Genomic DNA, 21070 nt, shown 5'->3' on the forward strand with positions numbered 1-21070 from the left:
CAACATCCTGTGCCCAAGCAGGAATGACCCGGCGTTTCTAACGCCGGGTCACCAGGAAAACTTTGCTCAGAAGGCAGCAGAACATGGACACTCACGTGGCTCGCAAACCGGAGGAGGCATCGCGACAATGACTGCATTTCATCTTGTCTTTCGAACCGGCCTCAAGGCACTTCTGGTTATGCTGATGGCCACGCTGCTGACGGTGATGACCGCCCAGGTCATCATGCGCTACGGCTTCAACTCCTCGCTGCTCTGGTCGGAGGAACTCTGCCGCTACCTTTTGATCTGGTGCTCTTTCTTGGCCATGGTCTTTGCTTTCGAGCGCGGTGAGATTGCGGCACTTTCGATCCTGGCTGATTCGCTGCCGCGCGTGCCGGCGCTTGCGCTCGCCATTGTCGGCGGCGTGCTTTCGGCAGCCATGTGCGGAGCGCTCGCCTGGTACGGCTATCTCTACGCAAAGCTCGTAGGATCACAGCCGATCCCGGCGATCAGCTTCATTCTCGGAGATATATTCGGTTCCAGTGCCCCGGCGGCGCCGACTGTCTTCTGGGTCTATTTTGCTTTGCCGCTGGGCATGATGCTGCTCGGCCTGCGCATCGCGATCAACATCGTCCATTATCTTCGCGCCTGGGCAGATGGACGAACGCTCCAGGACCTTGCCGCCTCGCATGGAGGGCCGGGCCAGTGACCCTCTATTTGCTCAGCTTTCTCGGCTTCTTGATCATCGGCATCCCGGTTGCCTTCAGTCTCGGCCTGTCCTCGATTGCCTATCTGATCGTCAACGGCCAGATGCACCTGATGATCGGCTTTCCGCAGAAGATGATCGCCGGCATCGACAATTTCGTGCTTCTGACCATCCCCTTCTTCATTCTTGCCGGCAACCTGATGAACTCGGCCGATCTCACCCGCCAGATCGTCCGCTTCGCCCAGATGCTCGTGGGCCGGGTTCGCGGCGGACTGGCCGCTGTCAACGTGATCGCCAGCATGATGTTTTCGGGTGTCAGCGGTGCTGCTACCGCTGAAGCGTCGGCCATCGGCAGCGTCATGATCCCGGCGATGAAACGCGACGGCTACAAGCCTGAATATGCAGCGGCTGTGACCGCTGCCGGATCCATTCTCGGACCGCTTGTGCCGCCGTCGCTGGCCCTCATCCTCTACGGCGTGTTGACCGGGACCTCGATTGCCGACCTGTTCCTGGCGGGCATCTTCCCGGCTTTCGCCCTCTGCGCCGGCTTACTCGTCTACGCTTTGATCAAGGCTCGCCGCGAAGACCATCCGCTGCCGCCCGAAGTCCCTGCCGACGAACGTGCATCGCTGGCGTTGAAGGCAGTACCCGCGCTGCTGCTGCCGGTCATCATCGTAGGCGGCATCAGAAGCGGGGTGTTCACGCCCACCGAAGCTGCCGCAGTGGCAGTGGTCTATGCACTCGCTGTCGGGCTCCTTCTCTATCGCACCCTCGATGCCCGCAAGATCTTCTCTTCCTTTTATGAGGCGGCGACGATGACCGCCGGCGTGATGCTGATCGTCGCCATGGCCAGCATGACCTCGTTCATTCTCGGCATTGAGAATATCCCGCGCGAGATTGCCGCCCAGATGCTCAACATCAGTTCCACGCCATGGGTTCTGATCCTTCTGCTTAATCTGGTGCTGCTGCTGCTCGGCCTGTTCCTGGAGCCGTTGGCGGCTCTGGTTCTGGTGATGCCGATCCTCAACGAGATCTTCCCGCTGCTGGGAATCGACCGTGTCCAGTTCGGTGTGATGGTGGTTCTCAACCTGATGATCGGAATGATCACTCCGCCGGTCGGCCTCTGCCTCTTCATCGTGTCAGCGATCGGCAGGACACCTCTGGAAAGAGTCGCCGTCGCCATTCTGCCGATGATCGGCATCGCCCTTGTCATCCTAGCTCTGGTCGCTTTCGTGCCGTTTCTGACACTTTCGCTGCCAGCACTCTTCCCGGGGTAACGAGATGAAAGACACAAGCAAGATTAACAATCATTCCGCAATCGCCGCCTTCCAGATTATAGAGGAAATGGCGCCGATGAACGAAGCGGTGCGCGTCACGGACCTGGCCAAGCGGCTGGGCATGCCGCGGGCCAAGGTGTATCGCTACCTGCAAACCCTGAGCAACATAGGTTACGTCCGGCAGGACCCGGTCACCGAGCGCTACCGGCTGACACTGAAACTGTTCCATGTCGGTCAGGCGATCGCCGACGGAACCCAGCTGACCAGCACCGCCCGACCGGTCATGGTTCAGTTGCGCGACAAGGTGGCGTTCACCTGCACGCTTTCCATTCCGGAGGAAAGCGCCATGCGGGTGGTCGACATCATTCGCGTCGATTCTCCCGTCCAGATCGTCACCAAGCCCGGAGCGCTCCTCGCCTTTCATGCCTCGGCCCAGGGAAAGATTGCCCTCGCATTCGGTGATCCGGGCCTGCTGCCATCGGTGCTTGCCGCAAACCATAACACCCTGCCCAACGGAAAGCCCGTTGATCCGGCCCGCCTCGAGGCCGAAATCGCCCGCGCGCGCAAGACCGGTTGGGCCGTCGCCCCGGAAGAAACCCTAAGCGGACTCAATGCGATCTCCGCTCCGATTTTCGATCTCGAGAACCGGTTCGTCGCCACCATCACAATTGCCGGCTCGGTGCAGGATATTCCGCCTGAACCGTCCGCAGGCCTCTGCGCAGCGGTGACCCAAGCCGCGCGCGCAATTTCCATGGACTTGGGATGCACGGAGTACCCGACATGACACGTTATTCGCTCGCCATCGACATTGGCGGAACCTTTACCGACGCCGTGCTTCTGGCTTCCGACGGCGGAAGCTACGTCGACAAGACCCTGACCACCCACAACAATCTGCTGGAGGGATTTTTTCGCGGTGTCGATCTGGTTCTGGGCAAGGCCGGCATCGGGCCGGCCGATGTGGACGACGTAGTCGTTCATGCCACAACGGTGGTCACCAACGCACTGATCGAGCGCAAGGGTCCGCCGGTAGCCCTGTTGCTGACCGAAGGGTTTCGCGATGTGCTCTATATCCGCGAAGAGCATCGCTATGACATGTACGATCCGCAGATCGAGTTTGCTGAACCGCTGATCCCGATGGAGCGCACGTTTACGGTTCGCGAGCGCACTTTCGCCGATGCCACGGTCGACGTCGCCGTCGATCGCCAGGAAATCCTGGACATCATCGGCAAGTGCCGCCAGGCCGGCATCGTCTCAGTCGCCGTCTGCTTCCTCAATTCCTACCGCAACGGTGCCAACGAGGAAGAGGTGCGTCGCATTTTTGCAGAGGAGGCGCCGGACATCTATGTCTCGCTTTCAAGCGTCATCGCGCCGCAGATGCGCGAATACCTGCGCGCCTCGACCGTGGCCATCAACGCCTACACGGTCCCGATCACCCGGCCGTATCTCTCAGCGCTGATTACCGAACTCAAGACCCGCGGCTTTTCCCAGCAGCCGTTGATCATGTTGTCCAACGGTGGTGTCATCGGCGCCGAGCGCGCCAGCACCATACCGGTGCGCATGATCGAATCCGGCCCTGCCGCCGGCGCGCTGGTTGCGTGCTACTTCTCCCGCATCTTTGGCATTCCCGACCTTATTTCCTTCGACATGGGCGGTACCACGGCCAAGGCCTGCATCGTGCAGGACCACGAACCGCTGGTTACCGGCACCTTCGAGGTCGACCGCCGTTACCGATTCAAGCCGGGCAGCGGCATGCCGATCACCGTGCCTTCGATCGACATGATCGAGATCGGCGCGGGTGGCGGGTCGATCGCCTCCGTCGATGATCTGGGTCTGCTCAAGATCGGACCGGAGAGCGCGGGCTCCATGCCCGGGCCGGCTTGCTACGGCCGCGGCGGAACCGATCCCTGTGTCACCGATGCGGACGTAGTACTGGGCATTCTCGACCCGAAACGCTTCCTGGGCGGCGACATGCAGCTCGACACTGCAGCCGCCGAGACGGCGCTGGACGATCTGGGCGGCAAGCTAGGCCTGCCGCGCTCGCAGGCGGCCTGGGGCGTCTTTGAAGTGGTTTGCGAACAGATGGCCGCTGCAACCCGGACCCACGCCACCGAGCGCGGCATTGACTATCGGGGCCTTCCACTGCTGGCCTTTGGTGGCGCCGGACCGGTACATGCCTGCATGGTCGCGGAACTGACCGAAAGTACCAAGGTGATATATCCGCCGCTGGCAAGCGTGCTCTCGGCCTTCGGAACGCTGGTCACTCCGGCGCAGATCGACCTCGTTCGCAGCCTTGTCTCGCCGCTCGAAAGCCTGGACTGGGCTGCAGTGGATGGCGTTTTGCAAAGCATGATGAAGGAAGGCGGTGACGCGTTGCGTGAAGCTGGCATTCCCGATTCCGAAGCTTGCTTCGCTTACGCGGTGGAGATGCGCTATGCCGGCCAGCAGTCGGAAGTGCGGATCAACCTGCCCGCCGACGTGGTGTCGGCGCGCGACACGCGGCGCATACAAGACCTGTTCGAAACCGAGTATCACCGCCAGTACGGTCTAAAGCTCGCAGGCATGGGCATCGAGATTGTCAACTGGCTGGTAACAGCCAGCGGTGCCCAGGCGGACCGCCCGGCTGCACGCCAGGCACAGGCGGGAGCCGAGCGCCGCAGCGAAAGCCGCAATGTCTTCATCGGCGGCGAACCGCAATCGGTTGCTGTTTACCAGCGCGCGATGATTACGGCGGAGGACCGCATTGCCGGTCCCGCCATAATCGAGGAACGCGAGACCACTATCTTCGTACTCGAGAACTGGGTTGCCACCCTGCATGCCAGCGGCAGCATCGTGGCGGAAAAGACAAAGGGAGCCTCGTAATGGACGGCGTCGAACTTCAGATCCTGTGGAGCAACCTCATCGGCATCGTCAGTGAGCAGGCAAGGGCCCTTCAGCGGATCGCCTTCAGCCCGATCGTGCGCGAAGCGGGCGACCTCGCCAACGGCCTCTTTGATGAGAAGGCGCGGATGGTGGCGCAGGCCGTCACCGGAACACCCGGCCACATCAACTCGCTTGCGGCCGCTGCCCGCAACCTGCTTGATCACACCGACATGGACAAGCTTCGCCCCGGCGACGTCCTGATTACCAACGATCCCTGGATGTCGGCAGGCCATTTCTTCGACATCACCATCATCTCGCCGATCTTCCGCAATGGCAGAATAATCGCCTATGCGGGGTCGACCATTCACCATTCGGATATCGGCGGATACGGTATCGGCTCGGGCGCACGCGACATCCACGAGGAGGGTCTCTGGATTCCTGTGATGAAGCTTTACGAGGAGGGTCGGCCGAACGAGACGCTGTTCTCGATCATCAAGCGCAACGTGCGCACACCCGATGCACTTATGGGCGACCTCGGTGCCCAGGTGTCGAGTGGTATGATCGCTGCGGAGCGGCTCAATGCACTCTGCGACCGCTATGACCTCGACGACATCTCCGAACTGTCCGAAGAGATCATAGCCCGCTCCGAGAAGGCGACCCGTGAGGCGATCGCCAAGCTGCCAGCGGGAACCTGGCATGGCGCATCGACATTCGATGTGCCCGGCGGCGAGGTCATCGAACTCAAGACGGCGGTGACCGTCGATCCGGACGCGGGCGAGATCACCATCGATTTCGATGGTTCCTCCGGGCCCAGCGCCATGGGTATCAACGTGGTCCCTGCCTACACACACGCCTACGCGACCTTTGCCATCCGGTCGACGCTCAACCCGGATCTGCCCAACAATGCGGGCTCGCTGGCGCCGATCAAGCTCAAGCTTCCCGACGCGTGCGTGGTCAACGCACAGTACCCGTCGCCGGTCAATGCCCGCCACGTGGTCGGCATGTACGTGCCGTTCCCGATCCTGAAAGCGCTGGCACAGATTCTGCCCGACGCGGTGATCGCTGAAGGCTCCGGCGCGGTCTGGACCATCCAGATCCAGGGCAAGGATACGAGTGGCAAGCCGTTCACCAGTTCGATGTTCAACTATTCCGGCGGCATGGGCGCACGCGCTCACAAACCGGGCCTCTCGGCAATCTGCTATCCCACCGGCGTTTCGGCGGTCCCCGTCGAGGTGCTTGAGGCTTCCTACCCGATCGCATTCACCTGCAAGGAACTGGAGCGCGGCACGGGTGGAAAAGGCCGCCAGCCCGGCGGCGACGGCCAGCGGATCGGCTACCGGATGCGCACAAATTCGCGCTGGCTGCTCAACACCATCCCGAGCCGTCTGTCGCACGGCCCTGAAGGCGTTTTCGGTGGTGGCGACGGGGCCAAGGGATCCTTCCAGATCAACGGTCAGGATGTGGCTGATACCCGCAAGCGTGAGATGAACCCGGATGACGAGGTATTCATGATCACGCCTGGGGGTGGCGGTTACGGACAGGCCTGAGCCATGCCGTTGCGCCAGCAATTTGCTCACAGGCTGCGCGCCCGCGCGCCCTTGATCGGCACATTCGTCAAGCTCCGCGATCCCGCCGTGATCGAGATGCTGGGGCATTGCGGGTTTGACTTCGTAGTCATCGACGCCGAGCATGCCCCGTTTGGACGCGAGAACCTCGCGATTGCGATGCTTGCCGCCCGCGCCGCCAACCTGGCCGCGTTGGTCCGGATCCCGGAAGTCAACGGAGCGTGGATTTCAACGGCACTGGATTGCGGTGCGGCCGGCATTGTTGCGCCGCAGGTTGCCAGCGAAGCGATGGCAAAAACCCTCACCCGCATGATGAAACATGACGCTGACCGTGGCTTCTCACCTTCGACCGCCGCCGCGGACTACGGCACGCGCGGTATCAAGAAACATCTGCAGGCTCAACCGCTGGAAACCGTCTTGATCTGTCAGATTGAAGATCCCAGCGCTGTCTCCGTAGCCCGAGAGATCGCCGCGGTGGCTGGCGTTGACGGCTTGTTGGTAGGGCCTGTGGATCTTGCAGTATCGAATGGCATGACAGATCCTTCGATGCCGGAGATCAAGGGGCTGGCCGCGCAAGTGATGTCTGCTGCGCAGGACTCCGGCAAATCCGCCGGAATGTTCTTGTCTGATGCTTCGGCCGTGGCTGAGTGGAGCGCTGGTGGCTGCAATCTTTTTGTACTGGGTACCGACCAGTCTTTTCTGATGCAATCGGCCCGGGCGGGCTGTGCCGCCATGCGTAATGCATTTGCGGGTAACAGCAGTTGAAACGATGGCTCGTGCGCGGGATCATGGAGAAACAATATGAATTTGGCAGAATGGCTCGTCCGCACGGCCAGGCGCGAGCCGGAGAGACCGGCACTTTTGTCGGGCGAACATTTGGTGGCAACTTACGCCGGGTTTGCCGCTAATGCCGCGGGCGTTGGCGCCTTCCTGCGCGCCCGGCACAGCGTCAGGCCCGGCGACCGGGTTGCCGTCTTCATGAAGAACAGCCCGGCCTATCTCGAATTGCTTTATGGCATCTGGTTTTGTGGCGCAGTGGCCGTGCCTATCAATGCCAAGCTACATCCGCGCGAAGCCGCCTTCATTGTCGAGGATTCCGGAGCCAGGGTTGTGTTTGTCTCGGGCGCCGAGGAACTGGCTGCCTTGCTGCCATCCACGTGCACGATGCAAGATCTCGCAGCCGGCCCCGCTTTCGATACGGCAGTCGAACCGCTTGCCGCACCGGAGCCGCGTGCGCCCGATGACCTGGCCTGGCTTTTCTACACCTCGGGGACAACCGGGAAGCCCAAGGGAGTGATGCTGACCAACGCCAATCTTCATGCAATGGCCTATGCCTATTTCGTCGATGTGGATGACGTCCTGCCGGAGGATGCAGCAGTCTATGCCGCACCGCTGTCACACGGTGCGGGGCTCTACAATTTCATGCACGTTCTGCGCGGAAGCCGCCATGTCGTACCTGCCTCGGGCGGGTTTGATCCGAGCGAACTCTCGGACCTTGCGCCGCGGCTTGGCAACGTCACCATGTTCGCCGCCCCCACGATGATCAGCCGCTGGCTGGCGGCCGCACGGCAGTCGGGCTATGCGGGAGAAGGCGTGCGCACCATCGTTTACGGTGGCGGCCCGATGTATTTCTCCGACATCGAGGCAGCGACAAAACAATTCGGCGCCCGGTTCGTCCAGATCTACGGCCAGGGCGAATGCCCGATGTCGCTGACCTCGCTGTCGCGCGACGATGTCACGGACCGCAAACATCCCAGATGGCGTGAACGGCTGGCTTCGGTCGGCACCGCGCAGTCCTGCGTCGCGATCCGTGTGGTCGGCGAGGACGGCGAGGACAAGCCCGTGGGAGAGATCGGCGAGATCGTCGCCTCTGGTGCGCCGGTGATGAAGGGATACTGGAAAAACCCCGATGCCACCGCCCAAAGCATCAGGAATGGCTGGCTGTGGACCGGCGACATGGGCTCGCTCGATGAGGATGGCTATCTCACCCTGCATGACCGCTCCAAGGATGTCATCATCTCGGGCGGCACCAATATCTACCCGCGCGAGGTCGAGGAAGCCTTGCTCATCCACCCGGGCGTGGCGGAAGTTTCCGTGGTCGGTCGGCCCAGTGCCGAATGGGGCGAGGAGGTCGTCGCCTTCATCGTTGCTTCCGATACCGAAATACCGGCCGTCGCCGATCTCGACGCTCATTGCCGTTCGCTCATCGCCGGTTTCAAGCGCCCCAGGAGCTATGTCTTCGAAGAGGCCCTGCCGAAAAACAATTACGGCAAGGTGCTCAAGACCGAACTGAGAGAGCGGCTGAATCAAGATTAGCCGTCAGAGCTGCGTCTACAATGGTTCATTGGCAGGCGGCATGCTCAGCCTCGTTCGGATCCGCTGGAGCCCCGCGAGACATGCGGAGAGCGGCAGATAGGGACTTTGTGGCGTCCGGGGGTCCGGAGAGCACCAATCACGGTGCAGTATTATCTGGCGCCGGCGGAGGCAGCACAACAGGCAGCGGACGGCCGGCTCACTCCTTTGTGTCTGCGACCGGGCTTCCCCAGCCGCCGCCATTGGCGGTCGAGACAATGATCTCGTCACCCGGCTCGATCACGAGGCCGCTTATGAAGGCGTAGCTCCGGCTCGATCCGTCCTTTCGGGTGACGGAGATTGCATTGGTGCCGCCGGCCTCGCCGCCATTCAGGCCCCAGACCGGAACCTTGTTGCGGCTGTAGCCGCCTGCCAGCACAGTGCGTCCACGCGGCCTGTAGGAGACCGAAAGCCCCCTGCCGCCCGCATGCAGGCCCTTGCCGTCGGCGCTTTCGCTTAGGCGCTTGTAGCCGACATCGATGCCGTAACGGGTCTCGCAGATCTCGACCGGGCAGTTGAAGGTCTCGCCATGGCTGGCGGAATACATAGCATCGAGCCCGTCGCGCTCGGCCGTCGCGCCCCAGCCGCCCATCTGCGGCTCGACCATGGTGAAGCGGCGGCCGGTGTCAGGATGGTCGCCGGCAAGAACCGTCCCGCAGATCGAGGCGAAATGCCCCGCCGGCATCCGCCCGGGCAGCGCCCGCGCCATGCATTGCCACAGCATGTCGTAAAGCCGTATCCGGGTTTCGAAGTAATAGCCGTGCGGGGCAGTCCCGGTGGCATGGAAGATGGTCCCTTCCCTTGTGATGACTTTCAACGGCCTGAATGACCCGGCATTGGCGGCAAGAGTGGGATCCGTCAGCGCCCTGAAGATCATCTGCGAGGAAATCACCGCGCCGTCGCGGCTGGTGTTGTAGGGGGCCGAGCGCTGCTCCGGATTGGCCGCAAGATCGACCGTGAAGCTGTCTTCAGTGATGCGGATCTCGGCCTGCCAGAGCGCGCCGTCATCCTGCTGTTCCTCGATGCGAAAGATGCCCTTCGGCAGCAGCGCCAGGCCTGCGCGCGCGCGCCGCTCGCCTTCCTCGAACAGGTTTTCCAGCGCCGCCCTGAACGTGTCGAGACCATAGGTTTCGACCAGCTGCGCCACCCGGGTTCCTGCCCGGCGGCTGGCAGCGACCTGCGCCCAGAGGTCACCGCGCACGAAATCCGGCAGCCGGGAATTGGCCATGATGATGTCGAAGACCGGTTGCAAGACTTCGCCGGCCTGAAACAGCCGCACCGCCGGCAGCCGCAAGCCTTCCTGAAAAATCTCGCTTGCTGTTGTCGACATCGATCCCGGCGTCATGCCGCCTATGTCGTTCCAGTGGGCGATCGATGCGGTCCAGGCGACCAGGACCCCGTCGGCAAACACCGGCATGGCAACCACGACATCGTTGAGATGCGTGACCCCGCCATAGGCCGGGTCATTGGTGACGAAGAGGTCCCCCTCGCGCAGATTGCCGGTGCCTTCGATCTCGAGGATGCGCTTGACCGCCTTGTCGAGCACCCCGACGAAGGTTGGAATCCCGGCGCCGGACGAGACGAGCTCGCCCCTGGCGTCGGTGATGCCGGTGCCGACATCGAGCACCTCGTAGATGATCGGGCTCATCGCCGTCTTCTTGAGCACGGCGAACATCTCGTCTGCCGCCGCCGTCAACCCGGCCTGGATGACGCTGAAGGTGATCGGATCCTGTGCGGCTGCGCTCATTTTCCGGCCACGTGAACATCGCGCGGCAGCGAGGAGAGGACTTCGGGGCCGTCGGCGCGCAGGATGACAATGTCCTCAAGCCGCAGGCCGAAGCGGCCGGGAAGATAGATGCCGGGCTCGATGGAGAACACCATGCCTTCATCGAGCACGGTCTCGGAGGTCGAGGTCAGGTAAGGTGGCTCGTGTACCTCGATGCCCAGTCCGTGCCCGAGCCGGTGGACGAAATATTCGCCATAGCCGGCCTCGGCGATAACGTTGCGCGCCGCGGCGTCCACATCCATCGCCCTGACGCCGGGGCGCGCGGCAGCCATCGCCGCCTGAACCGCACGTTCGACGATTGCGTGAACCTCCTCATAGCCCTCGGGCGCATGACCGATCACGGCCATCCTCGTCATGTCGCTCGGAAACCCGTCCTTGCGGCCGCCGATGTCGATGACCACGGCATCCCCCGTCTCAAGCTTGCGATTGCCCGTAGCATGATGCGGAAAGGCCCCGTTCGGGCCGGAGCCGACGATGGTGAATTCGGGCTTTGCGCCCTGCCGGACAAATTCGGCGCGGATGGCGTCGGCGACTTCCAGCTCGGTGACGCCGGGTTTCAGCGCAGCAAGACCGGCCTGCATGGCACGGTCGTCGATGAGCGCATTTTCCTTGAGCTTGGCAAATTCGGCGTCGTCCTTGCGCATCCGCAACGCACCCACCGTGTCGACGGTGAAATCGTGTCGGGCGCCGGGCAGTGCCCCGAGCACCAGGAGCGCAAAGTCGGCGCGCATGGTTTCGTCGAGAACGACCTTGATCCCGCCGCTGACACCGATCCGGTCCAGCGCCTGCGCAAGGGCCGCGTCCGGGCCCTGGTCGTCCGACCATTCGCAAAACGCGATATCGGTCTCCTCGCGGGTTCCCTCGGCGTTGAGCGCGGGCATCAGGAACATCTCGCGTTCGCGCCCGATCATCAGCAGACAGGGCCGTTCATCTCCGTGCGGGTGGAAACCCAGCAGCCAGTGCATGTGCGCACCCGGGCCAAGGACAACCAGATCCGTGCCGGTCTCGGCCATGACGGTGCGAAGTTTCTTCAAGCGGTTTTCGGTTTGGCTCATGGTCTTTCCTGCTTCTTGTTCACGCGTCGACGCCATAGACGTCTCTTGCCCGTTCGGGCGTTATCAGGCCGTTGCGGATGTCGGCCTTCACCTTGTCCGGATCGCGCCGTTTCGGATCGCCAGAGCCGCCGCCATTGCCGGTGACGACGCGGATCACGTCATCCTTCTTGGTCTGCAATCCGGAAACGAAAGCGTAGCGCTGCGGCTCGCCGTCACTCGGCCGGTACTCGACATAGTTGGACGAGCCCTCCTGTCCGCCATCGACCGCCCAGGCCGGGAATTTCGACCGTGTGTAGCCGGCGGTGAGGAACCCGTTGTCGGCGCGGACCCGGTAATCCATGACGATGCCGCGGCCGCCGGTGAACTCGCCCTCGCCGCCCGGCTCCATGTTCAGCTCCATCCGGTCGACGTAAAGCCCGTTGCGGGCCTCGTTGATTTCCGCCGGGCAATTGTAGGTCTCGCCGTGGAAGCCGCAGAAGATGGCGCTGTTGCCGTCATGGCCCTGGCTTGCACCCCAGCCGCCGATCTGCGGTTCGATGATGGTGTATTGGCGGCCGGTGTCGGGATGGATGCCGCCGATGAAGGTGCCGCAGACCGAGGCGAAATGCCCCGCCGCGAGCTTGCCGTCCATGTGCGGTGCGAGGCAGCGCCACATCAGGTCGTAGACCCTCAGTTCGATCTCGTAATAAAAGCCGATCGGTGCAGGCTCCCTGGCGTGGAAAACCGAACCTTCGCGGGTCAGCAGCGTGATCGGCCTGAAGGACCCGCCATTGGCCGGCGAATAGGGGTCGGTGAGCGACTTGAAGATCATCTGTGCGGCCACCATCACGCCGTCGCGGCTGGTGTTGACCGGGTTCGGCATCTGGTCGGGATTGTCGCGCAGGTCAACCTTGAACTCGTCGTCCGTAATGGTGATCTTGACGTTGAAGATACGCCCGTCATCCTGTTCTTCCGACAGCTCGAACGTCCCTTTGGGCAGATGCGCCAGTTCGGCGCGCGAGACCTTTTCGCCATAGTCCTGGAAATGGGTCATCGCGGCCTGGAAGGTCTCGCTGCTGTATTTCTCGGCGATCTCGGTCAGGCGCTTGGTGCCGATGCGAACCGAGGCAATGGCGGCCCAGACGTCCCCTTCCAGAACGTCGGGCATGCGCGAATTGACCTTGATGATGTCGAACACCGCCCGGATCGGCTCGCCCTTCGAGATGATCTTGATCGCCGGAAGCCTGAGGCCTTCCTGGAAGATCTCCGTTGCGTCGCCGGTCAGCGATCCCGGTGCCATGCCGCCGACATCGGAATTGTGGGCGATGTTGGCCGTCCAGGCGATGATCTTGCCTTCGAAGAAGACCGGCATGGCCACGACGATGTCATTGAGATGGGTGACGCCGCCATAATAGGGATCATTGGTGGCAAAGACGTCCCCCGGCTCGATGTCGCCGGACTTGTCATATTTCGCGGCGATCACCTTGACGGCCTTGTCGAGCACGCCGATGAAGGCCGGGATGCCGGCGCCGGAACAGGCGATGTCGCCCTCAGCGTCAAGGATACCGGTGCCCATGTCGAGCACTTCGTAGATGATCGAGCTCATCGCGGTTTTCTTCATCGCCGCGAACATCTCGTCGGCTGCCGATTGCAGCGAGTTCTGGATGATCTCCAGGGTGATCGGGTCATTCGTCGTCATGGCGTTTTCCCTTCTCAGTTCGCAAGCGTGATGATGACATTGCCGTAGCCGTCGATCGCCACCCGGTTGGCCGGGTGGACGACGACCGTCGTGCCGGGATCCTCGATGACCGCGGGACCGGCAAATTCCATCCCCGGCTCGAGTTTTTCGCCGTCATAGATCTCAGCCAGGTGGCGGCCTTCGGTCGCGTAATCCACCTCGCGCTCGCCCTTGCGCGCCGGGCCCGCATCCGGCGAACCGAGCGGCCTTTTCTCCATGGTCAGCTTGCCGACCTCGGCGGACGCAACCAGATGGATGCCGACCAGTTCGACCGGCGCATCGAGACGGTAGGTGTATTCGCGCTCATAGGTGTCGTGGAACGACGACGCGATCTCGGCAATGCGTTCGGCGCTGACTTCACCGTCGCCCAGAAGCACTTCCGTGGTGTGTTCCTGGTTCTGGTAGCGGAACTTGCCGAAACGCAGGAACTTGACCTTCGACGCCTCTACGCCCTCGGCCTCGAACTGGCGCTTCGCCAGCTCTTCGGTCTCTGTGAACAGAGCCTCGATGGAGGCGGCGCTGTCGGGCTTGAGGTCGGCCAGGCTGGTGACGAAATAGTCACGGCGCAAATCCGACATCATCATGCCCCAGGCAGAAAATACGGCGGCACCGGTGGGAATGACGACCTTCTTCACGCCCAGTTCCTGCGCCAGCGCCACGGCGTGCATGGCGCCGCCGCCGCCAAAGGCAACCAGGGTAAAGTCGCGCGGGTCGAAACCGCGGTTGAGCGAGACCAGCTTGAGCGCATTGACCATGTTGTTGTTGGCGATCCGCACGATACCGCGCGCAGCCTCATCGGTGTCGACGCCAAGCTTCTCGCCGACGGCGCGGATTGCCGAATGCGCGGCCTCCATGTCGGCCTCGACCGAACCGCCACAGAAGTAATCCTTGTTGATGCGGCCCAGCCACAGATTGGCATCCGTGGTGGTGGCCTCGCTGCCCCCGCGCCCATAGGCGGCCGGACCGGGCGCAGCGCCCGCCGATTGCGGGCCGACATGCAGCTTGGCATAGTCATCGACCCAGGCGATGGACCCGCCACCATTGCCGATTTCAACCAGATCGACCACCGGCACCATGATCGGGTAGCCCGCCGACGTGCGGTCGCGCTCGATCCAGTAGTCGGTCATGATCTTGACCTGCCCCTTCTCGATCAGCGAGCATTTCGCCGTCGTGCCGCCGATGTCGAGCGCCAGCACATTGTCTTCACCGATCAGCTTGCCGAGTTCGGCCGCGCCCCAGAAGCCCGAGGCCGGGCCGGATTCGACCATGGTGATCGGAACCCGGGCCACAGCTTCCAGCGAGTCCACGCCACAGTTCGACTGCATGATGTAGGGGCTGCCCTTGAAGCCGCGCGATGCGAGACCGGAATCGAGCCGCTTGAGATAACGCTCGGCAACCGGCTGGACATAGGCCGACAGCACGGCGGTGTTGGTGCGCTCATACTCGCGCCATTCGCGGGTGATCTGGTGCGACGAAACCGTGGCCACCTCCGGCCACAGCCGTTCAACCTCGGCCTGGACAGACTTTTCATGCGCCGGATTGGCGTAGGAATGCAGAAAGCATATCGCCACGGCTTCGACGCCGTCGGCCTTGAAATCGGCAATGATCTGCGGAAGCGCGCTCATATCGAGCGCTTCGCGCTCGTCACCCTTGTAGGTCATGCGACCGGGCAGTTCGCGGCGCAGGTAGCGCGGCACGAAGGGCTGCGGCTTACGGTAATGCAGGTTGAAGAAATCCGGCCGGTTGCCGCGCGCGATCTCCAGCGTGTCGCGAAACCCTTCGGTGGTGATCAGCCCGACTTTCACGCCCTTGCGCTCGGTCAGAGCGTTGATGACGACCGTGGTGCCGTGGGCAAGGAAATCCACCGTTGCGGGATCGACGCCACCCTTTTCCAGCACGTCGAGCACGCCCTTTTCAAAATTCGGCGGCGTGGTGTCGGACTTGGCGGTGCGAATGGTAGACTTGCCGGTTGCCTGATCGGTTTCAAAACAGACCAGGTCGGTGAAGGTGCCGCCAACATCGGTGGCGACGCGGATGGTCTTGTTTGCCATTAGAGGACACTCCCGGATGAAATGGATTTGTTGAGCAGGAAAGCCGCCGCGCCGGGCAGCTTCAGGGCGTCGGAAGCCGCCACACGCTCAGGCGTGTAATGCCCCGCCGCATCGAGGCAGTTGATGGTGCCGCAAACCTTGCCGTTGATGACAATCGGGACGTTGATCACCGACTCGCAGCCGATCGACGCAATCAGTTCGTGATCGGGGAACACCTCCGCGATCGCGCCAATGTCGTTGGCGACGAAGGTCTTGTGACCATCAAGCACGTGGTCCGACCACCAGGTCTCGTTGAGCGGCTTGGTGCCCAGTTCGGGATAGGCATCGGGCATGCTCGAAAAGATCCGTTGGGCGCCGCGCGAACGGGCGTCGAACGTCATCAGGGTGAACAGCCTGGCGCCGACGGCTTGCCTGGCCAGAGCACACAGGGCCTCGAACGTGCTCCGCGGCTGGTTGTCGGCAGATGCCATTGCAGTGGCAAGATCTTGGTGTTGGTTCATTTGGTCGTTTCCTCCAGGCCCGCTGCCAGCGAACTGCGCAGCGCGTCTTCTTCACGTGTGACCACCGGCACTGCACTGATCAGGCGGCGGGTGTAGCTATGGGCGGGGTTGGCAAACAGGTCTTCGGTCTGTCCCAGTTCGACCATCCGCCCCTTCTCGAACACGGCAATGCGGCTGGCGATGTTGCGCACCACCGAAAGGTCGTGGGTGATGAAAACAAACGTCAGGTTGCGGGTTTCGCGCAGCTGGTTGAGCAGCTTGAGCACCCGCGCCTGAACCAGAACGTCGAGCGCCGAGGTCGGCTCATCCAGCACGACAATCTCGGACTGGCAGGCCAGGGCCCGGGCGATCGCGACGCGCTGGCACTGTCCGCCGGACAAGGCAGCCGGAGAGCGTCTGGCAAAATCTGCCGGCAGCCCGACTTCCTCGAGCAGTCCGCCGACCAGATCCGCCCGTTCCTTGCGTGCACCGATGCCGTGCACATCGAGCGCCAGGCGCAGCGATGCGCCGATCGAGCGTCTGGGATTGAGGGAGGACAACGGGTTTTGCTGCACCAGCTGGATGGCGCGACGATGCTCAAGCTTGCGGCTCGCCGGTAGCGTCGTGCCGTTGAGCCGGATCTCTCCGCCGGACGGCGGGTAGATGCCGAGGATCATGTTGGCGACCGTGCTCTTGCCCGATCCGGATTCGCCGACAATTGCCAGGCATTCGCCCTTGTTGACGGCAAACGAGATCGACTGGGCTGCGCGCACCGCGTCAGCCCCGGTTCCGAAGATCTTTGACACCGCGGCAAGTTCGAGGATCGGAGCGGTCATTGCCTGCCCTCCCTCTCATGGGTTTCGAGCGGGGCGCCAAAATCCGGGGAATTCTCGTCGATGTCGGGAATGCCGCCGCCCGTCAGCCGCGGCACGGCTGCCATCAATGCGCGGGTGTAGGGGTGGCGCGGACCATCGAACACCGCTTCCGTCGGCCCCTGCTCGACGATCCTGCCCTTGTAGATGACGTAGATCTGGTCGGCGAACTCTCGCACGACGCCCAGATTGTGCGAGATGAACAGCACGGCGGTGTGGTGGTCCTCCACCAGCTTGCGCATCAGATGCAGGGTTTGCGCCTGCACCGTCACGTCAAGCGCGGTGCCCGGCTCGTCGGCAATCAGCAGTGCCGGCTCGTTGGCGAGCGCCATGGCAATCATGACGCGCTGGTTGAGCCCTCCCGACAGCTGGAATGGAAAGGCGTTGAGCACACGTACGGCGTCACGGACCGAGACCTCGGCCAGAATCGACGCAGCCCGGCCCAGCGCCGCGTCGCGGGTGATACGCGGATCTGCCCGGCGCAGAACATCGTGGAACTGGTCGCCGATCCTGAAGACCGGATTGAGCGAGGATGTCGGATCCTGGAAGATCATCGACATGGCCTTGCCGCGCAGAGCGTGCCGTTCGCGCCTGTTCAAGCTGTCGAGATCCTGCCCTTCGAACCTGACACGTCCTTCGATGCGGGCCGCGCGCAGCTCCTGCAGCAATCCGAGAACAATGCGGGCGGTGACGGATTTGCCGGAACCGGATTCGCCGACCAGAGCGACGCGTTCGCCCGGATTGACAGACAGCGAGATGCCGTGGAGCACTTCGGTGTAGCCGGTATAGCCCTTGAAGCCGAGCTTCAGGTTTTCGATGTCCAGTGTCGGCGCACTCATTGCTCGGCTCCCAGAATGTCGCGCAGCGCGTCGCCGATCAGATTGAAGCCGAAGACCGCAACGAGGATGGCAAGGCCGGGGAAGATCGTCAGCCACCAGCTGTCGGGCAGGTATTTGGCGCCATCAGCCACCATTGAGCCCAGATCCGGCGTCGGCGGCTGGACACCGAGCCCCAAAAACGACAGCGAGGAGGCGATCAGGATGACGAAGCCCATGTCGAGCGTCATCTTCGTGATGATGGCGGGCACGCAATTGGGCAGGATCTCGCGAAAGATGATGTGGGCCCTCGACGCGCCGATCACCTCGGCGGCCAGCACATAGCCCTCCTCCTTCTCGCCGCGGGTGATGTTGTAGACAAGCCGCGTGTACCAGGGCCACCACATGGCGGTGACCGCCAGCATTCCGTTGGCCAGCGTCGGCTGCAGCACGCCCATGATCGACATCGCCAGCACCAGCGGCGGCACGGACAGGAACACGTCGGTAAGCCGCATCAGCGCATATTCCCAACGGCCGCCGAGATAGCCGGCGACAAGTCCGATGGTGACGCCGATCGGGACGGCGATCGCCAGCACCACCACGCCAAGGATCAGCGAGATCCGGTAGGCGTAGAGAATCCGGCTGAACATGTCGCGGCCGACGAGGTCGGTTCCGAAGATGTAGGGCCACTCGGGCGCCTTGTTGAAATTGACGAAATCCACCACCGCGCCCCTGTGTTCGGGGAACGGCGCGATGAAATCGGCAAACAGCGCCGACAGCACCACCAGCGAAACCAGGACAACGCCCAGCAGCGACAGCGGGTTGGCCAGAAGGATGGCAAGGGTGCGTTTCATGCCGGCCTCTGTGAGTAGCGGATACGGGGATTGAGAAAAGCGATCAGCAGGTCGACGATGATATTGACCAGCAGGAACGTGGCCGAGATGATCAACACGGTGCCGACAATGGCGTTGAGATCCTTGCGCAGGATCACCGCCACGCCGTAGCGCGACAGGCCCGGCCAGGCGAAGATCGCTTCGACCAGAAAGGCATTGCCCAGCATCGCCGCGAAATCGAGGCCGATGATGGTCAGCGATGGAATCAGTGACGGGCGGAAGGCGTAGTGATTGGCAATGCGGCGGGCCGGAAAGCCGTAGGACTGCGCCATCTCGATATAGGGCTTCTCATAGGTTTCCACCATGTTGGCGCGGGTCAGCCGCGCCGCCTGGCCGATGCCCGAAAGGGCCAGTGCGAACGCCGGCAACACGATGTGCCAGGCGGCATTGCCAAAGGCGCGGATGTCGCCCTTAAGCAACGTGTCGATCAGCAGAAAACCGGTCACCGGCGATATGGCGTAGCTATCGGAAATACGGCCGGCGATCGGAAACAGCGGCAGGTAGAACGCAAACAGCAACATCAGGATCACCGCCCAGACAAAGCTTGGCGCGGACACCCCGAGCAACGAGATCAGCCGAATGATGTTGTCCGCCGCGCGCCCGCGCCAGCGCGCGGACCAGATGCCGAGTGGCAGGCCGATGCACACCATCATCAGCCCCGCGACCAGCACGAGCTCGAGCGTCGCCGGCAGATAAAGCGCGATGTCCGCGGTCACCGGCCGGTTGGTGTAGAGCGATATGCCGAGATCGCCCCGGGCGACATCGGCAATGAAGTAGCCGTATTGAACGGCAATATTGTCATCGAGATGCAGCTCGGCCCGCAAATCGGCGATCTGTTCGGCGGTTGCGTTTGGTCCCAGCGCAATGCGCGCGGGGTCGCCGGGGATGATCCGGGCTATGGCGAATATCAGCATGGACACGCCAATGAGAACAATCAGCGACGTTGCCAGCCGCTTCGCAAGAAGGCGGGCCAAGGGTATCATGGTCATGTGCTCCATCAGGCCGGGAAAACTTGCCGCGAGGCGAGCGATCCCGGCCGTCCTGGGAGTGTCTCTAGTCAGCGACTTCCATCAGACGGAAGGTGAAACCCATTCCGTCGAGACCGAAGGCTTTGGATGGATCGGACAAGGCCGGAACCTTGACGCGATTGCTGGCAGCGAAGACCGACTGGCGGTCGTAGCCATAGATCGTGGGGGCGATTTCCATCAGCCGGGCATTGAGCGCGGCATAGGCTTCCTCCCGCCCTTCCGGCGTCGCGGCCGTGCGGCCCGCATCGAGCTGCTTGTCGACCTCGGCATCGTTGAGATATTCGGGCGACTGCCATGTGCCCGCAGAAGAGGAATGATACATGCCGTAAAGCAGCGTATCGGGATCGCCGGTCACCGCGTTGACGAAGAGCTGCGACATGTGCGGCGTGTTTTCCGGCTTGGAAACCTGTTCGGCGAACAATGCCCAGGGCATCTTCCTGATTTCCGACTTGACGCCAAGTTCGGCATAATTGGCCTGCATCAGAAGCGCAAAGCGCTCTTCCAGCGGCACTTCGGCAATCCACGAGATTTCGAGCGTGAAATCCTCGGGCTTGTACTTGCACTCCGCCAGATGCTGTTTTGCGGCCTCGAGATCGCGGGTCAGCATCTGGTCGGCGGGATTTGCGCCGAACATGCCCACGGGGATCGCACCGGTGGCGGCAGCACCCTGCGAGACGGTGTCGGTAACCGCGATCATCTTGATCGCAGCGCCGTAATCGAACGCCTTGGCAAAAGCCTTGCGGCAATTGACGTCATCAAGCGGCGGCTTGGTGGTGTTCATCTTGACGTAGAACCCGCCGGTGCCGCTTTCGGTCAGAACCTGCGCCCCGTTCGAGGCCAGCGCCCTGATGACTTCGGGCGGCAGCCACTGCGAGGCGATGTCGTGTTCGCCCTGCGCGATCAGCGTACGCACGGTCGCGGCTTCAAGTCCGTAGCGAAGGCGGGCAGTGTCGGGAGCAGGATCGGGAACGCCGAGGAAGTAATCCGGGTTCTTCTCCATCACCGTTTCTTCCTGCGGATTGTGCGAAACGATCCTGTAGGCCCCGGTTCCGGCGCTGTTGGCCGTCAGATAGGCAGCACCCCAGTCCTTCATCTCGCCTTCGCCCTCGCCGAGATTTTCCATCACGGTCTTCTTGTCGACGATCGGCAGGCGCACCAGTGAAGCGACAAACGGCGCGTAGGGTTGGCTCAGTGTGAATTTCACGGTCGAGTCATCAACGGCTTCCGCGCCCTCCACATTGGCAAACAGGTAGGACAGCCCCTTGCCCATCGCCTTCATGCGATCGAGCGAGAAGACGACGTCTTCCGCGGTCATCGGGTTGCCTGAGACGAATTTCACATCATCGCGCAGCTTGAAAGTGTAGGTCGTGCCGTCGCCTTCCCAGCTTGCCGCGAGATGCGGGACGTGGCCGGGAGCTCCCTGCGCCGGCAGCACCAGCGTGTCATAGACGTTGAACATCAGGATCGAGTCGGCATAGTCCGACGCGATCGCCGGATCGAGCTCGCCCACCGCGACTTCGTCGAGGCGCAGAACGCCGCCCGCCTGCGCGCTCAGCGGCGCGGTTGCCAGCATGGTCGACGCCATGGCTGCAATCGAAAGCAATTTGAGTGGTGTGGTCATGGTTTGAACCCTCTC

The 21070-nt window shown here is 62.6% G+C and carries 17 protein-coding genes; 7 read left to right on the forward strand and 10 right to left on the reverse strand.

Translation table 11 applies throughout. The features are described from left to right. The first annotated feature begins 127 nt into the window (after nucleotides 1-127). From CRO46_RS07160 to CRO46_RS07190, 7 genes are read left to right on the forward strand one after another with little or no spacing between them, the layout of a single operon-like run. Complete coding sequence (locus CRO46_RS07160; RefSeq protein ID WP_097106285.1) at nucleotides 128-688, forward strand: TRAP transporter small permease; 561 nt, start codon at nucleotides 128-130, stop codon at nucleotides 686-688. Next, nucleotides 685-1962 carry a TRAP transporter large permease gene (locus tag CRO46_RS07165; RefSeq protein WP_097106286.1) on the forward strand — a complete coding sequence of 426 codons (1278 nt, stop codon included), beginning with the start codon at nucleotides 685-687 and terminating at the stop codon, nucleotides 1960-1962. The genes CRO46_RS07160 and CRO46_RS07165 overlap by 4 nt, the downstream gene beginning before the upstream one ends. A gap of 4 nt (nucleotides 1963-1966) precedes the next feature. Further along, nucleotides 1967-2746, forward strand: a complete 780-nt coding sequence (locus CRO46_RS07170) for an IclR family transcriptional regulator (RefSeq protein ID WP_097106288.1) — start codon at nucleotides 1967-1969, stop codon at nucleotides 2744-2746. Then, nucleotides 2743-4821, forward strand: coding sequence for a hydantoinase/oxoprolinase family protein (locus tag CRO46_RS07175; RefSeq protein WP_179758973.1), 2079 nt, complete (start codon nucleotides 2743-2745; stop codon nucleotides 4819-4821). Before CRO46_RS07170 ends, CRO46_RS07175 begins: the two co-directional genes overlap by 4 nt. After that, nucleotides 4821-6368, forward strand: coding sequence for a hydantoinase B/oxoprolinase family protein (locus tag CRO46_RS07180; RefSeq protein WP_097106291.1), 1548 nt, complete (start codon nucleotides 4821-4823; stop codon nucleotides 6366-6368). Before CRO46_RS07175 ends, CRO46_RS07180 begins: the two co-directional genes overlap by 1 nt. A 3-nt stretch (nucleotides 6369-6371) precedes the next feature. Next, a complete protein-coding gene (locus CRO46_RS07185) occupies nucleotides 6372-7151 on the forward strand; it encodes an HpcH/HpaI aldolase family protein (protein WP_097106292.1) in 780 nt (259 codons plus the stop codon). Between the two features lie 36 nt (nucleotides 7152-7187). Continuing rightward, the gene (locus CRO46_RS07190) at nucleotides 7188-8702 is read left to right on the forward strand and encodes a class I adenylate-forming enzyme family protein (RefSeq protein WP_097106294.1); all 1515 of its coding nucleotides are present in this window, start codon (nucleotides 7188-7190) and stop codon (nucleotides 8700-8702) included. A 196-nt stretch (nucleotides 8703-8898) separates the two neighbouring features. Here CRO46_RS07190 and CRO46_RS07195 read toward each other — a convergent pair whose 3' ends face one another. From CRO46_RS07195 to CRO46_RS07240, 10 genes are all read right to left on the reverse strand, one after another. Beyond that, entirely contained in the window at nucleotides 8899-10485 is a 1587-nt protein-coding gene (locus CRO46_RS07195; RefSeq protein ID WP_097106296.1) for a hydantoinase B/oxoprolinase family protein, read from the reverse strand. Then, entirely contained in the window at nucleotides 10482-11579 is a 1098-nt protein-coding gene (locus tag CRO46_RS07200; protein ID WP_097106594.1) for a M24 family metallopeptidase, read from the reverse strand. The genes CRO46_RS07195 and CRO46_RS07200 overlap by 4 nt, the downstream gene beginning before the upstream one ends. A 19-nt stretch (nucleotides 11580-11598) precedes the next feature. Then, entirely contained in the window at nucleotides 11599-13257 is a 1659-nt protein-coding gene (locus CRO46_RS07205) for a hydantoinase B/oxoprolinase family protein (RefSeq protein WP_097106298.1), read from the reverse strand. A 14-nt stretch (nucleotides 13258-13271) separates the two neighbouring features. Next, a complete protein-coding gene (locus tag CRO46_RS07210; protein WP_097106300.1) occupies nucleotides 13272-15347 on the reverse strand; it encodes a hydantoinase/oxoprolinase family protein in 2076 nt (691 codons plus the stop codon). Beyond that, nucleotides 15347-15847, reverse strand: a complete 501-nt coding sequence (locus CRO46_RS07215; protein WP_097106301.1) for a GAF domain-containing protein — start codon at nucleotides 15845-15847, stop codon at nucleotides 15347-15349. The genes CRO46_RS07210 and CRO46_RS07215 overlap by 1 nt, the downstream gene beginning before the upstream one ends. After that, complete coding sequence (locus CRO46_RS07220; RefSeq protein WP_097106302.1) at nucleotides 15844-16662, reverse strand: ABC transporter ATP-binding protein; 819 nt, start codon at nucleotides 16660-16662, stop codon at nucleotides 15844-15846. Before CRO46_RS07220 ends, CRO46_RS07215 begins: the two co-directional genes overlap by 4 nt. Further along, on the reverse strand, nucleotides 16659-17537 hold the full coding sequence (locus CRO46_RS07225; RefSeq protein ID WP_097106303.1) for an ABC transporter ATP-binding protein: 879 nt from the start codon (nucleotides 17535-17537) through the stop codon (nucleotides 16659-16661). The genes CRO46_RS07220 and CRO46_RS07225 overlap by 4 nt, the downstream gene beginning before the upstream one ends. Then, a complete protein-coding gene (locus CRO46_RS07230) occupies nucleotides 17534-18367 on the reverse strand; it encodes an ABC transporter permease (RefSeq protein ID WP_097106305.1) in 834 nt (277 codons plus the stop codon). Before CRO46_RS07230 ends, CRO46_RS07225 begins: the two co-directional genes overlap by 4 nt. Continuing rightward, a complete protein-coding gene (locus tag CRO46_RS07235; RefSeq protein WP_244577789.1) occupies nucleotides 18364-19395 on the reverse strand; it encodes an ABC transporter permease in 1032 nt (343 codons plus the stop codon). Before CRO46_RS07235 ends, CRO46_RS07230 begins: the two co-directional genes overlap by 4 nt. A 64-nt stretch (nucleotides 19396-19459) precedes the next feature. Beyond that, on the reverse strand, nucleotides 19460-21055 hold the full coding sequence (locus tag CRO46_RS07240) for an ABC transporter substrate-binding protein (RefSeq protein ID WP_097106597.1): 1596 nt from the start codon (nucleotides 21053-21055) through the stop codon (nucleotides 19460-19462). Nucleotides 21056-21070 lie beyond the last annotated feature (15 nt).

Origin of the sequence: Parahoeflea halophila, from assembly GCF_900220985.1 — a bacterium.
GTDB classification, from domain to species: domain Bacteria; phylum Pseudomonadota; class Alphaproteobacteria; order Rhizobiales; family Rhizobiaceae; genus Hoeflea; species Hoeflea halophila.

Excerpts from the sequence above, each read along its gene's own strand:
- CRO46_RS07160 (WP_097106285.1), top strand. The coding sequence starts at position 128 with ATGACTGCATTTCATCTTGTCTTTCGAACCGGCCTCAAGGCACTTCTG.
- CRO46_RS07170 (WP_097106288.1), top strand. The coding sequence starts at position 1,967 with ATGAAAGACACAAGCAAGATTAACAATCATTCCGCAATCGCCGCCTTC.
- CRO46_RS07175 (WP_179758973.1), top strand. The coding sequence starts at position 2,743 with ATGACACGTTATTCGCTCGCCATCGACATTGGCGGAACCTTTACCGAC.
- CRO46_RS07180 (WP_097106291.1), top strand. The coding sequence starts at position 4,821 with ATGGACGGCGTCGAACTTCAGATCCTGTGGAGCAACCTCATCGGCATC.
- CRO46_RS07185 (WP_097106292.1), top strand. The coding sequence starts at position 6,372 with ATGCCGTTGCGCCAGCAATTTGCTCACAGGCTGCGCGCCCGCGCGCCC.
- CRO46_RS07190 (WP_097106294.1), top strand. The coding sequence starts at position 7,188 with ATGAATTTGGCAGAATGGCTCGTCCGCACGGCCAGGCGCGAGCCGGAG.
- CRO46_RS07195 (WP_097106296.1), bottom strand. The coding sequence starts at position 10,485 with ATGAGCGCAGCCGCACAGGATCCGATCACCTTCAGCGTCATCCAGGCC.
- CRO46_RS07200 (WP_097106594.1), bottom strand. The coding sequence starts at position 11,579 with ATGAGCCAAACCGAAAACCGCTTGAAGAAACTTCGCACCGTCATGGCC.
- CRO46_RS07205 (WP_097106298.1), bottom strand. The coding sequence starts at position 13,257 with ATGACGACGAATGACCCGATCACCCTGGAGATCATCCAGAACTCGCTG.
- CRO46_RS07210 (WP_097106300.1), bottom strand. The coding sequence starts at position 15,347 with ATGGCAAACAAGACCATCCGCGTCGCCACCGATGTTGGCGGCACCTTC.
- CRO46_RS07215 (WP_097106301.1), bottom strand. The coding sequence starts at position 15,847 with ATGAACCAACACCAAGATCTTGCCACTGCAATGGCATCTGCCGACAAC.
- CRO46_RS07220 (WP_097106302.1), bottom strand. The coding sequence starts at position 16,662 with ATGACCGCTCCGATCCTCGAACTTGCCGCGGTGTCAAAGATCTTCGGA.
- CRO46_RS07225 (WP_097106303.1), bottom strand. The coding sequence starts at position 17,537 with ATGAGTGCGCCGACACTGGACATCGAAAACCTGAAGCTCGGCTTCAAG.
- CRO46_RS07230 (WP_097106305.1), bottom strand. The coding sequence starts at position 18,367 with ATGAAACGCACCCTTGCCATCCTTCTGGCCAACCCGCTGTCGCTGCTG.
- CRO46_RS07235 (WP_244577789.1), bottom strand. The coding sequence starts at position 19,395 with ATGACCATGATACCCTTGGCCCGCCTTCTTGCGAAGCGGCTGGCAACG.
- CRO46_RS07240 (WP_097106597.1), bottom strand. The coding sequence starts at position 21,055 with ATGACCACACCACTCAAATTGCTTTCGATTGCAGCCATGGCGTCGACC.